Origin of the sequence: Brevibacterium sp. 50QC2O2 (assembly GCF_024580675.1) — a bacterium.
GTDB classification, from domain to species: domain Bacteria; phylum Actinomycetota; class Actinomycetes; order Actinomycetales; family Brevibacteriaceae; genus Brevibacterium; species Brevibacterium moorei.
Genome location: NZ_JANIJZ010000018.1, coordinates 40,264 through 59,048 on the forward strand (window position 1 = coordinate 40,264; position 18,785 = coordinate 59,048).

General features: G+C 68.5%; 17 protein-coding genes. 10 read left to right on the top strand and 7 right to left on the bottom strand.

What is annotated here, in order from left to right:
• Position 1 precedes the first annotated feature (1 nt).
• The 7 genes from NQ038_RS13065 to NQ038_RS13095 all read left to right on the top strand — a co-directional run bounded on the left by NQ038_RS13065 (position 2) and on the right by NQ038_RS13095 (position 8,654).
• Positions 2 to 1,063 carry an ABC transporter ATP-binding protein gene (locus NQ038_RS13065; protein WP_257057036.1) on the top strand — a complete coding sequence of 354 codons (1,062 nt, stop codon included), beginning with the start codon at positions 2 to 4 and terminating at the stop codon, positions 1,061 to 1,063.
• A 39-nt stretch (positions 1,064 to 1,102) separates the two neighbouring features.
• Positions 1,103 to 2,257, top strand: coding sequence for a M20 family metallopeptidase (locus NQ038_RS13070; protein ID WP_257062767.1), 1,155 nt, complete (start codon positions 1,103 to 1,105; stop codon positions 2,255 to 2,257).
• Between the two features lie 62 nt (positions 2,258 to 2,319).
• Entirely contained in the window at positions 2,320 to 3,522 is a 1,203-nt protein-coding gene (locus NQ038_RS13075; RefSeq protein ID WP_257062768.1) for a MalY/PatB family protein, read from the top strand.
• A 58-nt stretch (positions 3,523 to 3,580) separates the two neighbouring features.
• Positions 3,581 to 4,339 (top strand): LamB/YcsF family protein, encoded by a 759-nt coding sequence (locus tag NQ038_RS13080; protein WP_257048377.1) that lies wholly within the window; start codon positions 3,581 to 3,583, stop codon positions 4,337 to 4,339.
• 55 nt (positions 4,340 to 4,394) lie between these two features.
• The gene (locus NQ038_RS13085) at positions 4,395 to 6,269 is read left to right on the top strand and encodes a carboxyltransferase domain-containing protein (protein WP_257057031.1); all 1,875 of its coding nucleotides are present in this window, start codon (positions 4,395 to 4,397) and stop codon (positions 6,267 to 6,269) included.
• Positions 6,266 to 8,110 carry a biotin carboxylase N-terminal domain-containing protein gene (locus NQ038_RS13090; RefSeq protein WP_257057030.1) on the top strand — a complete coding sequence of 615 codons (1,845 nt, stop codon included), beginning with the start codon at positions 6,266 to 6,268 and terminating at the stop codon, positions 8,108 to 8,110. The genes NQ038_RS13085 and NQ038_RS13090 overlap by 4 nt, the downstream gene beginning before the upstream one ends.
• A gap of 49 nt (positions 8,111 to 8,159) precedes the next feature.
• Positions 8,160 to 8,654, top strand: a complete 495-nt coding sequence (locus NQ038_RS13095; protein ID WP_257048382.1) for a hypothetical protein — start codon at positions 8,160 to 8,162, stop codon at positions 8,652 to 8,654.
• 51 nt (positions 8,655 to 8,705) lie between these two features.
• Here the strand turns inward: NQ038_RS13095 and NQ038_RS13100 are convergent, their stop codons facing one another.
• Positions 8,706 to 9,965 carry an acyl-CoA dehydrogenase family protein gene (locus tag NQ038_RS13100; protein WP_257057029.1) on the bottom strand — a complete coding sequence of 420 codons (1,260 nt, stop codon included), beginning with the start codon at positions 9,963 to 9,965 and terminating at the stop codon, positions 8,706 to 8,708.
• 159 nt (positions 9,966 to 10,124) lie between these two features.
• Between NQ038_RS13100 and NQ038_RS13105 the strand changes: the two genes are divergently transcribed.
• On the top strand, positions 10,125 to 11,507 hold the full coding sequence (locus NQ038_RS13105) for a solute carrier family 23 protein (RefSeq protein WP_257048386.1): 1,383 nt from the start codon (positions 10,125 to 10,127) through the stop codon (positions 11,505 to 11,507).
• Between the two features lie 7 nt (positions 11,508 to 11,514).
• Here the strand turns inward: NQ038_RS13105 and NQ038_RS13110 are convergent, their stop codons facing one another.
• From NQ038_RS13110 to NQ038_RS13125, 4 genes are all read right to left on the bottom strand, one after another.
• On the bottom strand, positions 11,515 to 12,132 hold the full coding sequence (locus NQ038_RS13110) for a phosphoribosyltransferase family protein (RefSeq protein ID WP_257057028.1): 618 nt from the start codon (positions 12,130 to 12,132) through the stop codon (positions 11,515 to 11,517).
• A gap of 41 nt (positions 12,133 to 12,173) precedes the next feature.
• Positions 12,174 to 13,925, bottom strand: a complete 1,752-nt coding sequence (locus tag NQ038_RS13115) for a metallophosphoesterase (RefSeq protein ID WP_257062769.1) — start codon at positions 13,923 to 13,925, stop codon at positions 12,174 to 12,176.
• A gap of 70 nt (positions 13,926 to 13,995) precedes the next feature.
• Entirely contained in the window at positions 13,996 to 15,237 is a 1,242-nt protein-coding gene (locus tag NQ038_RS13120) for a helix-turn-helix domain-containing protein (protein WP_257048391.1), read from the bottom strand.
• 88 nt (positions 15,238 to 15,325) lie between these two features.
• Positions 15,326 to 16,045, bottom strand: a complete 720-nt coding sequence (locus NQ038_RS13125; RefSeq protein WP_257062770.1) for a hypothetical protein — start codon at positions 16,043 to 16,045, stop codon at positions 15,326 to 15,328.
• A 182-nt stretch (positions 16,046 to 16,227) separates the two neighbouring features.
• Here NQ038_RS13125 and udk point away from each other — a divergent pair, with 182 nt between their 5' ends.
• Positions 16,228 to 16,839 carry a uridine kinase gene (udk, locus tag NQ038_RS13130; RefSeq protein WP_257057026.1) on the top strand — a complete coding sequence of 204 codons (612 nt, stop codon included), beginning with the start codon at positions 16,228 to 16,230 and terminating at the stop codon, positions 16,837 to 16,839.
• A 22-nt stretch (positions 16,840 to 16,861) separates the two neighbouring features.
• Here the strand turns inward: udk and NQ038_RS13135 are convergent, their stop codons facing one another.
• Positions 16,862 to 17,125 (bottom strand): VOC family protein, encoded by a 264-nt coding sequence (locus NQ038_RS13135; protein ID WP_257062771.1) that lies wholly within the window; start codon positions 17,123 to 17,125, stop codon positions 16,862 to 16,864.
• A gap of 28 nt (positions 17,126 to 17,153) precedes the next feature.
• Here NQ038_RS13135 and NQ038_RS13140 point away from each other — a divergent pair, with 28 nt between their 5' ends.
• Complete coding sequence (locus tag NQ038_RS13140; RefSeq protein WP_257062772.1) at positions 17,154 to 18,209, top strand: beta-eliminating lyase-related protein; 1,056 nt, start codon at positions 17,154 to 17,156, stop codon at positions 18,207 to 18,209.
• Between the two features lie 97 nt (positions 18,210 to 18,306).
• Here NQ038_RS13140 and NQ038_RS13145 read toward each other — a convergent pair whose 3' ends face one another.
• Complete coding sequence (locus NQ038_RS13145; protein ID WP_257062773.1) at positions 18,307 to 18,513, bottom strand: hypothetical protein; 207 nt, start codon at positions 18,511 to 18,513, stop codon at positions 18,307 to 18,309.
• Between the last annotated feature and the right edge of the window lie 272 nt (positions 18,514 to 18,785).

The window sequence follows — 18,785 nt, forward strand, 5'->3', positions numbered from 1 at the left end:
CATGACGACGACAGCGGAAGCAAGCGGCGGCCGGGTCCCGGCGGATGCCGTTTCACGTGAAACGGACGGCGGGGTCAGCGGCGAACCGGTGCTGCGGGTGAAGAACGTCTCGAAGATCTTCGAACTCAAGGACCCGGCCAAGCCGTTTTCCAAACCGGCTCAGTTGTACGCGGTCAACGATGCCTCGCTGGACGTGTACAAAGGGGAGACCGTCGCGCTGGTGGGGGAATCGGGCTCCGGCAAGTCCACCCTGGGACGGGTGGCTCTGCGGATGACCGAGCCCACCCTGGGCAGCGTCGAGTTCAAGGGCCAGGACATCTCGCACACCCCGGAGAAGCGCCTGCGCTCGCTGCGCCCCGATATGCAGATCGTGTTCCAGGACCCCTACGGCTCGCTCAATCCGCGCAAGAAGGTCGGCGATGCAGTTGCCGAACCCCTCAAGGTGTTCGGGCACATGCGGGGGCGGGAGCTGGAGACCAGGGTTGCCGAGCTCATCGAGAAGGTCGGGTTGGATGTCGGCCGCGCCGCGGCACGGCCCCGAGCCCTGTCCGGCGGGCAGCGGCAGCGCGTTGGGATCGCCCGTGCGATCGCCCTGAATCCCAGCCTGATCCTGGCCGATGAGGCCCTGTCTGCTCTGGATGTGTCCGTGCAGGCGCAGGTCGCCAACCTCATGATGGACCTGCAGAGGGAGATCGGCGTCTCCTATCTGTTCATCGCCCACGGCCTGCCGATCGTGCGCCAGATGGCCCACCGGGTCGCTGTGATGTACCTGGGGCGGATCGTGGAGACGGCGCCCGTCGACGCTTTCTTCGCGGCACCGGCCCACCCCTATGCCCGGGCGTTGCGCGCGGCCTCGCCGATCCCGGATCCGGCGGCCAAACGGGAGCGGATCCTGCTCAAGGGGGAGCCACCGAACCCGGTGAATCCGCCCTCGGGCTGTGCGTTCCGGACCCGCTGCCCACTGGCCCAACAGGTCTGCGCGGATGTGATCCCACCCAGCATTCCGGTGGGCCCACCCGAGGCGGGCCACACGGTGGCGTGTCACTTCCCTATGACCGATTGAGCCCGATGACCGATTGAAACACGAAGAAGGAGTATGAACATGGATGTATTGGCCGCGACCCAGGAGATCACCCCGCAGCTGGTGGCCTGGCGCCGGGAGTTCCATCAGCACCCTGAACGGGGCCTGGAGGAAGTATGGACGCCTGCGCGGATCAAGGAAATCCTGGCCGAGCTCGACATCCCCGTGGTCGAGGTGGGCGAGGGCTCGCTGGTCGGCCAGATCGGGCAGCGCGGCGAGAAGAACCTGGCGATCCGCGCGGATATGGATGGCCTGCCGGTGGTCGAGGAGACCGGCCTGCCGTTCGCCGCGACCAATGGGCATATGCACGCCTGTGGCCACGACGGTCACGTCACCATGTTGTTGGGCGAGGCGAAACTGCTCAAGGCAGCGGAATCCCAACTGCACGGAGCCGTCTACCTGTGCTTCCAGACGGCCGAGGAGATCGGCCGGGGCGCTCAGCCGATCATCGACTATCTGAAGGAGCAGGGCGGGGTGACCGAGGCGATCGGCTACCACCTGTGGGCCGATGTCGCCTCGGGCGCCGTATCGCTCAAACCAGGGCCGGTGATGGCAGGGGCGGACGGCTTCACGATCACGGTGCACGGGGTGGGCGGGCACGGATCGCGCCCCGACCTGGCCAAGGACCCGATCAAGCCCGCATGCCAGATGGTCCTGGAGCTGTCCGCTCTGCCGTCGAACGTGGTCTCCCCACTGGATTCCGGAGTGCTGCACATCGGGCAGATCACGGCCGGCACAGCCGGCAATGTGTTCCCCGATACCGCCTTCATCCAGGGTGCGATCCGGCACTTCGACCCGCAGGTCCGGGAGAACCTGCTGGCTGGGATCAAGCGAGTCGTCGAACACACGGCGGCCGCCTGGGATGTGGAGGTCGACCTGGACTTCCTGCGCGGCGGTCTGGCCGTGGTCAATACGGAGGCCTGTGTCGACGAGGCGGTGGACGTGCTCGACGAGATGGGCGACCGGTTGATGGGCGTTCAGGCGCCCCATATCCTCGCCTCGGAGAACTATTCGCTGTTCGTCCACGAGTTCCCGGGCTTCCTGGCCCACCTGGGTGTGGAACGCGAGGGCGTCGAACAGTTCTACCATCACCACGCCAAATTCGACATCGACGAGGATGTCCTGCCCCTGGGTGTCGAGTTCTTCGTCCGCTATGCGATGCGCATGCTCGGCTGATGGGGGCGGCTGACACAATGACAGTGATACACGACACGACAAGCACCAAGGAGAACCCGCACATGGCGGATACAACCGCTGCATACGATTCCATCACCCGCGCCAGCCTGGAGGAGAAGGCCTCCACCAAGTGGAGCACGTATCCCGGCAAGATCGGCGCCTTCGTCGCGGAAATGGACTACGGCGTGGCCGAGCCCATCCGCCAGGTCCTCAAAGACCTCGACGCCCGCGACCTCTACGGCTACCCGCCGGCGGACATCGTCACCGCCCTGCGCGAGGCGACCGCCGGATTCTACGCCCAGCGCTACGGCTGGAACATCGCGGCCGACCATGTGGACACGATCTCCGATGTGCTCTCCGGCCTGGGGGCCGTTCTCGACGTGTTCGCGCCCGCCGGCGGGAAGGTCATCCTGCCCACCCCTGCCTATATGCCCTTCATGACCCTGCCGGGGATGCACGACCGGGAAATCGTCGAGGTCCCGCTGCACCGCAATGACGCGGCCGACCGCTGGGACTTCGACTTCGCGGCCCTGGATGCGGCGATGGCGACCGGCGGTCCCGATGGGACGTCCGGCGGTGTGCTCATCATGTGCAATCCGCACAATCCGATCGGCAAGGTCTACACCCGCGAGGAGATGGAGCAGATCGCCGCGATCGTCGCCAAGCACGGCGGCCGGGTGTTCTCCGATGAGATTCACGCGCCCCTTGTCTATGACGGTGCCGAGCACGTGCCCTATGCGACGGTCAACGCGGACACAGCAGCGCACACGATCACCGCGACCAGCCACTCGAAGTCGTTCAACACTCCGGGCCTGAAGTGCGCGCAGATCCTGTTCTCCAATGACGAGGACCTGGCGCTGTGGCAGAAGAAGTGCGTGTTCACCTCCCATGGGGCTTCGAATCCGGGCATTATGGCAGGCACCGCCGCCTACACCAAGGGCCTGGACTGGTTGGCGGCCACGAAGGACTATCTGCAGGGCAACCGTGACCTCGTCGCCCAGCGTCTGTCCGAGGAGCTGCCGGAGGTCGTCTACATCAAGCCCTCTGGCACCTACCTGGGCTGGATCGACTGCTCGGCGCTGGGGATCGATGGCAATGTGCAGGAGTACTTCCTGGAACACGCCGGCATCGCCTTCACGGACGGGGAACTGTGCGGTGCTGTGGGTGCCAAGCACGTGCGCCTGAATCAGGGTCTGCCGCGGCCGATCCTGAACGAGCTGCTCGATCGCTTCATCGCCTCGGCCAAGGAGGCCCTGGGGAAGTAACCGAGTGGCCTCAGAGTCCGTCCGGGCTCTGAGGCCACCACCCCGGTAGGCTGGCGCCATGGTCAGCATCGATGTGAACTCCGATCTGGGCGAGACCACCGCGGGCAATCCCGTCAGTGACGACGCCGCGATCATCCGGGTGGTCAGCTCCGCGAACGTCGCCTGCGGCTTTCACGCCGGGGACCCGCACGGGATCGCCGCGACCCTGCGCGCGGCCGTCGCCCGGAATGTCAGCGTGGGAGCGCATGTGGGCTATCACGATCAGGCCGGCTTCGGTCGCCGCTTCATCGACTACGCCCCGGCGGAACTGGCCGACGAGGTTCTCTACCAGATCGGTGCCCTGGAAGCCCTGGCCCGGTCCGCCGGAACCCGCGTTGCCTACGTCAAACCACACGGTGCGCTGTACAACCGCATCGTGCACGATCCGGTGCAGGCCCAGGCCGTGGTCGACGGGGTCAAGGCCTTCGGCGGTGACCTGCCGCTGCTCCTGCTGCCCGGCTCGATCGCGATCGAACGGGCGGCCGCGGCGGGCCTGCGCACCGTCGGTGAGGCCTTCGCGGACCGCAACTACAACCCGGACGGCACACTGGTCTCCCGCAGCGAGCCGGACGCGGTGATCGCCGATCCGGACGCTGTGGCCGCCCGCGTCGTCGAATTGGCGCGCACCGGGACGATCATCGCGCGCGACGGCAGCCCGCTGCGCATGGAGGCCGAATCCCTGTGCGTCCACGGGGACTCGCCCGGAGCGGTCGAACTGGCCCGCCGCATCGTCGCGTCCCTGCAGGAGGCCGGCGTGCAGGTGCAGAGGTTCGTATGAGTGCCGTCGCATTCTGTACTTTCAGTCCTATGGCGGTGCCGGTTTCAGGGGTGTTATGGGACTGAGGGTAGAAAATGCGGGGCGGGTGCGCCGGGTCGGGGACCGGGCACTGCTGGTGGATCTCGGTGGTGCCACAGACGGCTCCGGGGAAACGAGTGCCGTGCTACGGCGGGTGCTGGAACTGTCCGCTGCGTTGCGCGCCGCACCCGTGTCCGGGCAGGTCGATGTGGTCGCCGCTGCCGCCACCGTGTTGCTCGTCCTGGACTCGGCACGAGCCGCCGCACGGGCCCAGGGCCTGCTGGCGGCCCGGCTGCGCGATGAGGCCTCTGCCGACTCCGTCCGAGCCCCCGCCGCAGCCGAGGTCCCCGCCGGCCCGCAGAGGACGCGCGAGGTCGTGCTCGACGTGGTCTACACCGGCCCGGACCTCGCCGCTGCCGCAGAACTGCTGGGCCTGTCATCCGAGGCGCTCATCACCGCGCACACCGCCGAGACCTGGATTGCGGCCTTCGGCGGCTTCGCACCCGGGTTCGCCTATTGCGTGCCCGAGCGCTTCCTCACGGACTCCGGGTCGGCTGGTCCGGTCTGGAATGTTCCGCGCAGGTCCTCCCCGCGCACCGCGGTGCCACCGGGTTCCGTGGGCCTGGCCGGGCGCTTCTCCGCGGCTTATCCGCGCTCCAGCCCCGGTGGCTGGCAGCTCATCGGGCACACGGACGCCCCACTGTGGGACGAGACCGGACGGTCCGGAGCCGGCAGGGACCACGGCGGCCCCGCGCTCATCGTCCCCGGAGACCGGGTGCGCTACCGCGCCGTGCCCGAGCGGATTGAAACGGTGGCAGGGGGAACCGGCACCGAGGACGCTGGACCTCCGTCAGTCGAGCCCGTTGAACCGGGCGCAGACCAAGCAGATCCAGTTCCCCACGCACATCCCGTGTTCGAGGTCCTCGACGCCGGACTGCTGACCCTGTTCCAGGACGCCGGGCGGCCCGGGCGTGGGGATATGGGCGTGACTACCTCGGGCGCGGCCGACCGGGGTGCCGCCTGGCGCGCGAACGACCTGGTTGGCAATGCGGGCGGGGCCCGGTCCCTCCGACCTGCCGGGGCCGTGGTGCTCGAGAACATCGGCGGTCTGCACCTGCGCGCCCTGGATGACTGCGTTGTGGCCATCACCGGGGCCCGGGTGGAGCTATCGTTGGTGCGCACCGCCGCAGCGCCGGCGCGTCGGGTGGCCCTGGACTCGCCGTTCCTACTGCGGACGGGCGAGGAGCTGACCCTGTCCGCGGCCGCCCACGGACTGCGGTCCTATCTGGCGGTGCGCGGGGGATTCGCGGCACCCGCATCCCTGGGCTCGGCGGCCAGCGATGTGCTCTCCGGCCTGGGGCCCGCGCCGGTGCGGGCCGGAGCCGAACTGAACGCGCTGTCCGGCGCGGCCTGCGGGCCGATCCTGTCCGTTGCGGGTTCCGTCGATCCTCTGGGGTCCGTGAGGGGAACCGCGGGAACAGACGAGGCGGGCGATCAGACCACCGTCCTGCGCTGTGTCGCAGGCCCGCGTGCGGACTGGTTCGCCGCCGGTGAACTCGCCCGGTTCGCCCGGACCCGCTGGCGGGTGACCCAGCAGTCGAACCGGATCGGCCTGCGCCTGGAGGCAGACGGCACCGCCCCGGAAACAACCGCGGCCGGCCCAATCCGCCGTCGCCCGGACAGCGGTGAACTCGCCAGCGAGGGCATGGTCGCCGGCTCCATCCAGGTGCCACCGGCCGGCGCACCCGTGGTGTTCCTGGCCGATCACCCCGTGACCGGCGGCTATCCGGTCATCGCCACCCTCGTCGCCGCCGACCTCGACCCTGCGGCCCAGGTGCCGCCCGGCGCCCAGGTCCACTTCGCCCTGGTCGACCCCGACACCCTGCAGCCCATCCCGGAAGGACGGCCATGACTGTGCCAGACCCGCAAGCACCCGACATCGCAGCGCTCGCCTCGGCGCCCACCAGGGCACTGACCGCCGTGCTCATCGCCAACCGCGGGGAGATCGCGATGCGGATCATCCGGGCTGCCAGGGATCTGGGGCTGCGCTCGATCGCGGTGTATTCAGACGCCGACGCGGACGCCCCGCACGTGCGGCTGGCCGATGAGGCGCACCGCCTGCCCGGGGTGCGCGCGGCCGACACCTACCTGAACATGTCCGCGCTGCTGGCCATCGCCACGAGCTCCGGCGCGGACTGCGTGCACCCCGGCTACGGCTTCCTGTCCGAGAACGCGGACTTCGCGCGCGCCGTCACAGCGGCCGGGTTGCGGTGGATCGGTCCGTCCGCCCCGGTCATTGAGGCCCTGGGCGACAAGGTCACGGCCCGGGCCATGGCCGCTGAGGTCGGGGTCCCCTTGGCGCCGGGTACCCCCGGCCCGGTCGCCGGCTGGGAGGACGCCCACGAGTTCGCGCTGGCCCACGGCCTGCCGATCGCCATCAAGGCCGCGCACGGCGGAGGCGGCCGCGGACTCAAGGTCGTGAACGCCCTGGACCAGGTGGAACAGGCCTATGGTTCGGCGGTGCGCGAGGCACAGGCGGCCTTCGGCCGCGGCGAGTGCTTCGTGGAGAAGTTCCTGGTCCGCCCCCGCCACGTCGAGGCCCAGATCCTGGCGGATGCCCACGGGCGGGTCGCCGTCATCGGCACCCGCGACTGCTCCCTGCAGCGGCGCAATCAGAAACTGGTCGAGGAGGCCCCGGCACCGGGCCTGAGCGCCAAGCAGGAACACGCGATCGTCTCCGGTGCGCGCCGGCTGTGCGAGCGGGCGGGCTACACGGGTGCGGGCACGGCGGAATTCCTGGTGGCCGCCGACGGCACCGTGTCCTTCCTCGAGGTCAACACCCGCGTGCAGGTCGAACATCCCGTGACCGAGGCCGTCACCAGGGTCGACATTGTGGCCGAACAGTTCCGGATCGCGGCCGGCTTGGAACTCTCACCGGAGGTCCTGGCCGCCGAGGCGCAGGCGGAGCGGGGCCGCGCCCGCGGCCACGCATTCGAGTTCCGCATCAACGCCGAGGACGTGGATCACGGCTTCGTCCCCGCACCCGGGACGGTGACCCGGTTCGAGGCGCCGACGGGGCCGGGCGTGCGGGTGGACGCGGGCGTGTGCACGGGCACCGTGGTGCCGAGTTCCTACGATTCGCTGCTGGCCAAGCTGATCGTCTGGGGTCCGAGTCGTGCGGTGGCGCTGCGCCGCGCGCGGGCCGCCCTGGACGAGATCGTGATCGAGGGCGTGCGCACCGTTCTGCCCTTCCACCGCGACATCGTGCGCGCACCCGACTTCGCCTCGGGCCCCGTGCACACCGGCTGGATCGAGGAGGAGTACCGGCTGGGTACCGCGGGTTCTGCTGCGGGGCCCGCCGGCGGTGCATATGCCGCCGAGGCCCCCGAAAGCTATCCCGACCTCCGCGCCTTCACCGTGGAAATCGACGGCCGGGCCCACCGTGTGCGGGTTCCCGCCGAGCTGCTCGCAGGGCCGGCCGCCGCCTCGGCCCCGGAAGCCCCGAGCCCCGCTCCGCACTCGGCCGCCCCGGCCGATGGAACGCCCGTGACCTGTGGATTCGCCGGCACCCTCGTGCGCTTCAGCGTGGCCGATGGCGCGCAGGTCGCCGCCGGCGATGAGATCGCGGTGGTCGAGGCCATGAAGATGGAGTGCCAGGTGGCAGCCCCGGCGAGCGGGACGGTCTCTCTGGCCGACCTCGGCGCCGGGGACGAGGTGCAGCCAGGGCGGGAACTGGCCCGGATCCGCCCCTAGCCACGTCGGCGCAGCGGACCGGCTCGGGCCGGTGCGGCACAATGGTGGCATGTTCGAGTACACGAGTTTCATCGACGCCGTCGACGACACCGGCTCCGGCGACAGGCGCGGCGCCCTGTTGGTCGACCGGGCCGGGGACATCGTCTTCGCCTGCCAACCCGTGTCGCTGTTCGGCGGCAAGGACACCGTGACCTCCCAGGTGTGGGAGGCGATGGACCTGGCAGCGCGCGAACGCTTCACCCTGCTGCGCTGGAAGCTCGAGGTGGTGCGCGGGCAGATCCAGGCCGGCCGGGCGCGGCTGGCCGACGACGACACCTCGTTACTGGGCCATATCGCGCAGATGGTCAAGCGCCGCGGGGTGCCGGCGGACGACGATGTGGCCGAACGCGTGGTCCGGCTGCAGGACGCCGAGGCCGAGCTGCTCGCCGAGCTGGGGGCCCTGGCGCCGCGCCGGGGCGGGCCAGGGGCGCAGGGGAAAACGAGCCAGGCGCCCACGAAGGACGCCTGGCTCAATGATTCCGATGATCTGCTGAACAACCTCTAGCCCGCGCTGCGGGAACGGGCTCCGGGGATACCGTCCCCGGGGCCCGAGGCCTCAGCCGCGGGTGGCTGCGACCGCCCGGGCCTCGCGGCGGGCGATCGTGCGCAGGTGGACCTCGTCGGGGCCGTCGAAGATCCGCATGGCGCGCTGCCAGCCGTACATCGAGGCCAGCGGCGTGTCATCGGTGACGCCGGCACCACCGTGGATCTGGATGGCGCGGTCGATGACCTTGAGCGCCGCGCGCGGCACGGCGACCTTCGCGGCCGAGATCAGCGAGGCTGCGGCCTTGTTCCCGTGCACGTCGATCGTCTTGGCGGCGTACTGGCACAGCAGGCGGGCCTGATCGATGGCGATCCGGGCCTCGGCGATGTCTGCCTGCACCATGCCCTGCTCGATCAGCGGCTGGCCGAAGGCCACTCGGTCCTGCGCGCGGGTGATGAGCAATTGCATGGCACGTTCGGCCGCACCCAGGGCGCGCATGCAGTGGTGGATGCGCCCGGGCCCCAGCCGGGCCTGGGCCAGCGCGAAGCCGGAGCCCTCCTCGCCCAGCAGGTTGGACGCCGGCACTCGGACGTTCTCATAGGCGATCTCGCAGTGGCCGTGCTGGTCGTAATGGCCCATCACCGGCACGTCGCGCACCAGGCGGACACCCGGGGTGTCCATCGGGACCAGGATCATCGACTGCTGCTTGTGGCGTTCGGCGGTGACATCGGTCTTGCCCATGACGATGAGGATCTTGCAGCGCGGATCGGCAGCGCCCGAGGTGAACCACTTGCGGCCGTTGATGACGTACTCATCGCCCTCGCGGGTGATGGTGGTTTCGATGTTCGTGGCGTCCGAGGATGCCACGGCGGGCTCCGTCATGGAGAACCCGGAGCGGATCTCGCCTGCGAGCAGGGGCGTGAGCCACTGCGCGCTCTGTTCCTCGGTGGCGAACATGTGGAGGAGTTCCATATTGCCGGTATCCGGTGCCTGGCAGTTCATGGCCTCCGGTGCCAGGTCGTTCGACCAGCCGCTGATCTCGGCCAGGGAGGCGTAGTCCAGCTGCCCGATCCCGGACTCGCTGGGCAGGAACAGGTTCCACAGCCCGCGTTCCTTCGCCTCGTCCTTGAGCGCTTCGACGACCGGGGGCACGGAGGAGTCGGTGGGGCCCTTCGCGGCCCGGTACTTGTGGTATTCGGCTTCTGCGGGGAAGACGCATTCGTGCATGAAGGCGACCAGCTTCTCGCGCAGTTCGAGGCCGCGCTCGGTGGGTCGCAGGTCGAGGGTTTCGACGTCGGGGACCACCGGCATCGCCTTGAGGGGGTTGTCCATGAGGGGCTTCACCTTCCTGTCGCCACGGCCTCGTCGCCGTGGTCATGCTTACGGGCTTTACGCTTACCGAACGTATGTTCGTGACTTTTAATATACAGGAAATCGGCTCCGGCGTCCCGTATTATCCCTGTGGAAACATCGGCCGTGTAGGGTTTCCCCGTGACCAGCACTGTGACAAACCCGGTGAACAATCCAGACAACGAACCCGGTCAGCGGACGGCCGACCAACCCCTGGCCGTCGGCTTCGACCAGCACTACTCCATCGGCAGGGCCATTCCCCTGGGCGGACAGCACCTGCTCGCACTCAACGGACTGTGGGTCTTCCCGATCTCCCTGGGTGCGGGCCTGCACTTGGACAATGTCCAGACCTCCTTCCTGATCCAGGGCTGCTTCCTGCTGACCGGCCTGGTCACGCTGCTGTCCTCGACCAAGGTACTCAAACTGCCGATCGTCCAGGGCCCCACCGCGGCCCTGCTGGTCGCACTCATCGCCGGCGGTTCGGCCTTCGGGCTGGATGCGGCCTTCGGATCGATGGTCGTCGCCGGCCTGCTGTCGGCTGTGCTGGCCTTCCCACTCAAACGCCTGGGACTCTACGGGCACATCGCCCAATTCGTCGGCAATCCGCTGGTATTCGGCACGATGTTCCTGGTGCTGGGTGCGCAGCTGGCGCAGATCGGCGTGGGCGGCTGGTTCACGGATTCGGCCGGCATGCCGTTGGGAGCGGCGCTGGCAACGGGGATCGTGACGATCGTGGTCGTGGCCCTGTGCATGATCTTCGGTGGCAAGACCATCATCAAGACCGCCGCCGTCCTGTGGGGGATCGCCGTCGGCGCGATCGTCGCCGCGGTGCTCGGCGTCTGGCAGCTGCCCGATCTGTCCGGCACGCTGGTTCTCGGCCCGCCGCACCTGCTGCCGTTCGGATTCAAGCTGGAGTGGGCGCTGGTGCCGCTGATGATGGTCGGCTTCCTGCAGGCCGCCTCGGAGTCGATGGGCGTCTACAGCCTGCTGGGCCGGATCGGCGGGGAGAGGATCGATGTCGACCGGGCCAATCGCGGCCTGTTCGTGGAGTTCATCGGCTCGTCGATCGGCGGTCTGTTCGGCGGCATCGGCACGACGTCCTACCCCGAGAACGTCGGCGTGCTGCGTGTGACCGGTATCGCCAGCCGCGTCGTCACGGCGACCGCGGGCGTCATCGCGATCGTCGTGTCCTTCCTGCCGCCGGTCGCCCTGTTCCTCGCCAGTCTGCCGACGCCGGCGATGTACGGGGCGGCGACGGTGCTCTTCGGCATCATCGCCTTCTCCGGGGTGCAGCAGCTGGCCGTGGTGAAGTGGGACAACCTGAACCTGCTGGTCGCCGCACTGTGCTTCACCGTGCCCGTCGGGCTGCAGGCGATCCCCGCGGGGGTTGCCGAGGGGCTGCCGGAGTCGGTGTCGAGCATCCTGACCAGCCCCATGATGGTCTCGACCATCATGCTGCTCGTGCTGCACCCGCTAATCAACTTCGGGGTGCGCCCCCTGCTGGAGCGGCGCCGGGCGGCCTGAGACGGGCTCAGCGGTCCGCGGAATCCCGCTGGGCCACGGCCTGTTCGACCGAGGTGAAGCTGGGGATCTGCCCCAGAGCGCGTACCAGGCCCGCGCGTTCGCCCAGGGCCGTCTTCCACGCATCGCCCTCGAGTGCGAAGGCGCCGATCCCCACGACGTTCGCCCCCACCTGGTCGAGCAGGCGCAGTGCGGCGTTGGTGGAACCGCCGGTGGAGATGACGTCGTCGACGAACACCACACGGCGCCCGGCCACCGCCGGGACGCGCCGCTTGTCGAGCATCAGGCTCTGGGTGTTCGCCGAGGTGATCGACGTCAGCTCCACGCTGGGGCTGTCGCGCAGATGGTGCTTGCGGGTCTTCTGCAGGATGAGGTACTGGTCGAGGCCCAGCGCGCGCGAGACCTCGATGGCCACGGGAATGCCCAGGGTGGCGGCCGAGACGATGATCTCGGGTTCGAAGTCCCGCAGCTTGTCGGCCAGCTCGCGGCCGGCGGTCTCGTTGAACGCCACCCCGGCATCGATGGTCATCAGCAGGGCGATGGTCAGCTCGTCATCGATCTTCACCAGGGGGATGTCGATGGTCTGGCTGCCCACCTGCAGGGGCCAGAACTCAGTCGTGTCTGTCATGCTTCCAGGCTACTCAGTCCGGCCCCCGCTGCAGCGCGCGGTCAGCCGCGGCGCTTGCGGGCCAGCACCAGGGCCAGTCCGCCGCCGGCCACCAGCAGGCCGGCGATTCCCAGGGCAGTGCCGATCTGCACACCCGTGCGCGGCAGCGACCCGGCCCCGGGGGCACCGCCTGCACCGGGATCCGTGCCCGCGCCGCCGTTGGCATCGCCGCCGCCGGCTCCGGCTCCCGGCTCGCCCGTAGGCTGCTCCGGGGTCGAGGTCTGACCCGGCTGTGCGCTCGGGGTTTCCGCGGGTGCAGTGCTGGGTACCTCGCTGGGCTCGGCAGTGGGCTCCTCACTGGGCTCCCCGCCCTGGCAGTCGCCCGCGTCCTTGGCCAGCTTCACGGTTTCCACGACCGAGTCCGCACCCGCCGCATCGACCGAGCGCGAGGTCAGGGTCAGGGCCTCGCACGTCGCCTTGACGTTGAGGTAGCCGGGTGTGCGGGTCTGCTCGGCGGCAGCGATATTGTCCCGCGGGAAGCCCGCCTCGTCCATCTGCTCATCGGTGTACATATCGTAGAACTTCGACCCAGAGCTGGAGGTCAGCGTGTAATACAGCGATTCGCCCGAGTCCTTGTCCAATTCCACCGGAGCCGAGGCGTCCGGCCGCTTGTCCACGATCGACTCGCCATCCGCGGCCTCGTCCGCCGGTGAGCCTGAGCCGTTGAGCAGGTGGGTGCGCGAGTAGACGTGGTCGTGCCCACCGAGCACGAGGTCCACGTCGTTGGCGGAGAAGGCCGCGGGGAAGGCAGCGCGGAAGCGCATCACATCGTCATCGTCGAGGTGATTGGCCGTCGAATAGGGGGCCTTGTGGAACACCACCGCCGTCCAGCGGGCCTTGTCGCCCTGCTGTTTCACGACCTTATCGAGGAAGTCCTTGTGCTCGGCGATATCGTCTTCCGAACTGGCGTTGGCGTTGAAGTTCACGAACAGGACGTCATTGCTGATGAACCAGTAGTCACCGCCGGTGCCCTTAACGTTCTGGCCGTGGTCGGCGCTGACGTTCGGGCGGTTGAAGTGGTCGCTGTAGGCCTTCGACCCGGCCTCGTGGTTGCCCAGGGTCGTGGCCTGGGGCAGCGTGCGGCTCTGCTCGGGCGCCAGGTAGGCCGCGAACTCCGCCTGGTTGTCCTTGTGCTCCACCTGGTCGCCCAGGGTGTAGAGGAAGGAGGCCTCGGGGTTCGTCCGCAGGGAGGCCTGCAGGGTCCGCTTCCAGCCGGTGGCGTCGGAGTCGACATCGCCACTCGAACCGATCTGCGGATCGCCGTAGACATTGAAGTCACCGGTGACCGAGGTGCCGAAGGAGTGGACATCGGACCAGCCGGCCTCATCGCTGCCCACCTGATAGGAGTATTGCGCGTCCGTGTCCAGCCCGTTCAAGGCTGCTTGGTGGAAGTGGCGGCCGTCGACCGCCTCGCCCTGTTCCGTCTGTTGCGCCGTCTGCGCGGACTCCGGCAGCCTCCCGTCGACCAGATCCGCCTTCTTGGCCCAGCGCACTCCGAGTTCGGCCGGATCGTCCGTTTGCCAGGACAGCAGTCGCTGGGAGTCGGTGGAGCCGTTCTGCAGCACCAGGTCCTGGGCCTTTGTGGCCGCCGGCGCCGTGGCCGAGGTCCCGGCAGCCTGTGCCGGAACGGCCAGGAGAGTGGGGGAGAACGCCGGGGTGGCGAGCAGCGCTGCGGCGGCCAGGGCGGCGCCCAGGCGTCGGCGGGTCGTAGTCGGGCGGGTGGGCTGTGCGTCTGTAGGTTCTCTGTGAGTCACCCCCTCATTCACTCAGGACTGCGTGAATGAGGGGTTGCGCCCGACCTGCCGAGGGGCGAACTCTCGGTGCTCACCCCCAGCGCAGGTCGGCGATCGCCTCGACCTCGGAATCGGGCAGGAGTCGCTCGAGTTCCGCACCGGGGCGCAGGAAATCGACCACCTGGCGGTGCTCATCGCTGAGCGCATATGGGTTCGAATCGATGTCCAGGCCTGTGGATTGTTTGAGTCGCCGGACCTCGCCGCGCACAGTGGTGGGCGACCCCGATTCGCCATAGAGAGCATGGGCCAGGGCCTGCGCGGTCCACGCCTCGCGGCTGGCCAGCAGCGCCAGCAGCTCCGCCCGCCGGCGCGTCAGTGGGATGCGCGTGCCATCGCAGCAGACGACCTCGGGCTTGTAGCTCAGCAGCCGGATCAGTCCGATCCCACTGTGCGACTCAGCGGTGTTGGACGCGGTGTCGGTGTCCCCTGGCGCAGCACCGACGTGCGGACCGCCGCCGGGTGCGGTCGGTGGTGAGACGGCGACCGCGGTGCTGACGAAATCGTTCCGGCTGGCCGGAGTGCCCACCTGCTCGACGCGCAGGTTGAGCAGGGTTTCGGCCAGGCGCACGCCGCTCTTGACCAGGGTGCGCAGCTCATTGGAGGCGAAGCGCGTGGGGATCGAGATGTCGAGCACTCCGAGCAGCCTGCCCTGGTCGTCGCGCAGCGGTGAGGCGGTGCAGAACCATTCGTGCAGGGCCCGTACATAGTGTTCGCCCGACATCATGTTCACGGCCTCGTTCATCACGACCACCTGGCTGATCGCATTCGTGCCGAAGCCGGATTCCGACCAGTCGGCGCCCTCGGCCAGGGCGACTCTGTCGCCGCGGCGCAGGGCCCATGGGCTACCGGCACGCCACAGCACCTGGCCTGCGGCGTCGGTCAGGATCACCAGGTGGCGGCCGGCAGCGGATTCGTCGGCCAGGGCGCCGACGATGTCCTTGGCCACGGCGGCCAGGGGGTGTTCAAGCCGGCGGTCGTGGAGTTCGCCCGCGGCCAGCACATGTTCGGGCTGGCATAGATCGGGGGTCAGCCCCGCGGCGGTGGAGCGCTGCCAGGCGGCCATTACCTCGGAGTCGATGAGGGACTGGTCGCGGCCGCTGAACGCCTGGGCATGGGCATTGCGGGATTCGCGCATGAACCTGCTCGGGTCCTCGAAGCGGCGGGCATCGGCCAGCCAGGCCGAAGATTTCAACGAGCGGCGGCCGACCGCGTTAGAGGCAGTCCGCGGGTTGCCCGCGGCGATGGTGGCGTGGGTGCCGGTATTCAGATGCAAGGGCCTGCGACCTCCTATCACAACGCTGTGAAGCACATCACTGGAGAACCAGTATAGGGCATGGAGGGGGTACGGACCGAAATATGGACTACTTGCTCGGGCGTTCCCGCAGTCCGATCACCGGCCCCCGGCGGAAGGGCGCATCCATCGGGTCGGTCTGTGCGTCCAGTGCCAGCGAGGCCCAGGAGGATTCGAGTGAACCGCTGACCAGGAAGGCACCGGCGGCCTCCGGGCCGAAGATCTCCTGTGAGCCGTAGGCCAGGGTGCCGGGCCCCGACCAGTTCCACACCGAGCTGGCGTAGACGCGGGCATCGGCGTCCATTCCACCGATCCAGCGGTCGAAGGCGGCCAGTAGTCGCAGCGCGCGCGGGACCGGGATGTCCGTGGCGATGAGCACGTGGGTGCTGCGCGTGTAGTAGCCGTCCGCATCGCCGATGCCCAGATCGCTGGGGTGGACGCTGCACAGGATTCCCGAACGCGCCGCCTGCAGCCGGCGTTCGCGGGGCCCGGAAGTGGCCACGCGGACCAGTCCGTTCAACAGGGGCAGGGAGGCCGCGCGGGCCAGGCGGCGCAGTACCGGCGGTTCTTCGAGGTCGTCGTGGGTCAGTTCGGCCGGTTCCGGCAGCCCCGGACCGTGCAGGGTGGCGGTGGCCGTGTCCCCACAGTCCGTGCCGTTGCACCGGGCCGAGGCCGTGCCTGGGCGGGTGCAGGAAGCCAGTGCGTCATTCGGCGTGGTGTCCACGTCCTGGGCGGCCATCAGCCAGGCGAGCTCCGGGTTGCCCGGCCAGTCCTCCGATTCGAGTCTCATCGCGTTACCGTCCCATCGGTGAGTATCCGTGGGCACAACGCTGTCCCAGATCTACGTGTTGGTTTCACCATCAATTATGGCCTATGTCACTACCTTGGCACAAGAGTACGTGTCAAGGTTTTTTGGTTGAATCGGCGGACCTTTGGAGGGTCCAGGCGCGGGAACTCATAGAATTGACTCCTATGAAGACTCTTGTGGTGGGTGTGGCCGGCGGCACCGGGAGTGGGAAGACCACATTGACGAATGCGCTGGTGGACAAGTGCGGGGGTTCGCCCGCCGTGCTCTACCACGACAATTACTACAAACGGCAGGACGGCGTGCCGATGGACCAGCGGGCGCTGGTCAACTACGACGCACCGGAGGCCTTCGACAACGACCTGTTCGTCGAACACCTGTGCGCGCTGAAGGACGGCATGGCGGTGGACTGCCCCGTCTACGACTTCGCCCAGCACAACCGCTCGGATAAGACGGTGTTCGTCGAACCGGCCAGGGTGCTCATCGTCGAGGGCATCCTGATCTTCGCCGAACCGGAGATCTGCCGGCAGCTGGACATCAAACTGTTCGTCGACACGGACGCCGATGTCCGCATCATGCGCCGGATCAAGCGTGATGTGGTCGAACGTGGCCGGTCCCTGAAGTCGGTGGAGAAACAGTACCTGGAGACCGTCAAACCGATGCACGAACTCTATGTGGAGCCCTCCAAGCGCAAGGCGGACCTCATCATCCCCGACGGCGGCTACAACCTGGTGGCGATGGACATGATTTTGAACCGGATCCAGCGCGAGGTCGGCTGAGGCCGATGGATTAATCCGCTCGTCACTCCTCGCACAGGCAGAAGGGATGGCCGGCTGGGTCGAGCAGGACGACGAATTGACCGTCCCTGCTGGGCTGGAACTCATGGGGCACGGCGCCGGCGGCCACGGCGCGGGGCACGGCCTCGGCCACGGAGGGGACGTAGAAGTCCAGATGCGCCTGCTGCGGGATGGGGCCGGAGGGCCAGGTGGGGCGCTGGTAGTCCGGGATCTGCTGGCAGCCGATCGAGAACATGGCCGCGTGACCGGTGGGCGGGAGCACGGACACCCACGCGGGGTTCGCTACAGTTGCGGTCGTGCGCACACTTCACGATCAGCATCGCATCTCATTCGCCTCCGACAACATCGCAGGAGCCCATCCGGACGTCCTCGCCGCGCTGAGCCTGGCGGCAGGCGGCCATGTGGGCGCCTACGGCGAGGACCCCTATACCGCAGAGTTCTCCGCAGTGGCGACCCGCCTGTTCGGTGCGGGCACCCATGCCTTCCCCGTGCTTTCCGGCACGGGTGCGAACGTCCTGGCCCTGGCCTCGGCGACGCCGCGGTGGGGTGCCGTGGTCGTTCCCGCCGAAGCCCACACCATGACCGACGAGGCCGGTGCCCCCGAGCACGCGGCGGGCCTCAAGCTCATCCCGATCGATACGGCCGATGGGAAGCTGCACCCGGCCGATATCGCCGCGGCCGCCGCCGACCTGGGCAATCAGCACCACGCCCAGCCCACCACGGTCTCGATTGCCGATGTCACCGAGCGCGGCACTCTGTATACGGCGGACGAGCTCGCCGCGCTGGCCGATGCCGCGCACGCCCACGGGATGCTGCTGCACCTGGACGGCTCCCGCCTGGCCAATGCGGCCGCCGCCCTCGATGCGTCCCTGTCGGCGTTGACCAGCGAGGTGGGAGTGGATGTGTTGAGCCTGGGCGCGACGAAGAACGGCGCCTTGTTCGCCGAGGCGGTCGTCGTCCTGCCGGGCGCCCCGGACTGGTTGGCGCGCGCTGTGCTGATGTCGCGCAAGGGCCACCTGCAGCTGGCCTCGAAACTGCGCTTCGTGTCCGCCCAGCTGCTGGCCATGTACGAAGGCGAGCTGTGGCGGGACAACGCGGCGCACGCGAATGCGATGGCCGCGCGCCTGCACACGGGGCTGTCCGGGATTCCGGGCGTGGACTTCGCCTATCCCGTTGAGGCGAATGCGGTGTTCGCGGTTCTCCCCGGCGAAGTGGAGGCGCTGCGCGAGCGCTTCGACTTCCACGGGGAGGGTACGCACGAATCGCCGGCGCGCCTCATGTGTGCCTTCGACACCCCGGCCGAGGCAGTGGATGAGCTGATTGCGGCCGTGCGGGCCGGGCACACTCGCTGAGCGGGTGAGTCATCGAGAGTCCGGTTCGTGCAGATCTGAGCCCTCAGATCTGCACGAACCGGACTCTCGATGCTGGGGCACCACATCGAGTGGGAAATCACCTGTGCAGTCGAGCTGCGGCCAGACGTGCTCCATTGCGGAACTCCACCGCGTAGTGGTATGCGTGCTCCTCGGTGTAGGCCGCCGGCGCAGCCGCCGGGTACCAGATCCGCAGGCTGACGTTCATGCCCTCGTCCGTGTCCTTGTACTCCTGGAGCACATAGGTGAAGACCGAGCCGTCCTCCAGGGTTGCGGCGCCTGTCATGGACATGTCGTACATCGACCTGACGACGCGGCCTGCGTTCGGCCTGTCCTATGCGAACGAGTCGAAACGCCCTCGTTGAACAGCTGCCGGGTGACGCGATGATATAGGAGGCGGACACCCTGCTTCTGACGGTGCCGACGCAGTTGGGCGTCGCTAGCCTGGGTTTTTCATGGTGTGGGGTGTCCGGGGTGTGGATGAATAGGTGAAGGTGACCTCTGACCTGGGAAAATAGGACTTGTCTAGAGTTCAATTCCCGCAGAAGAAAGATCACC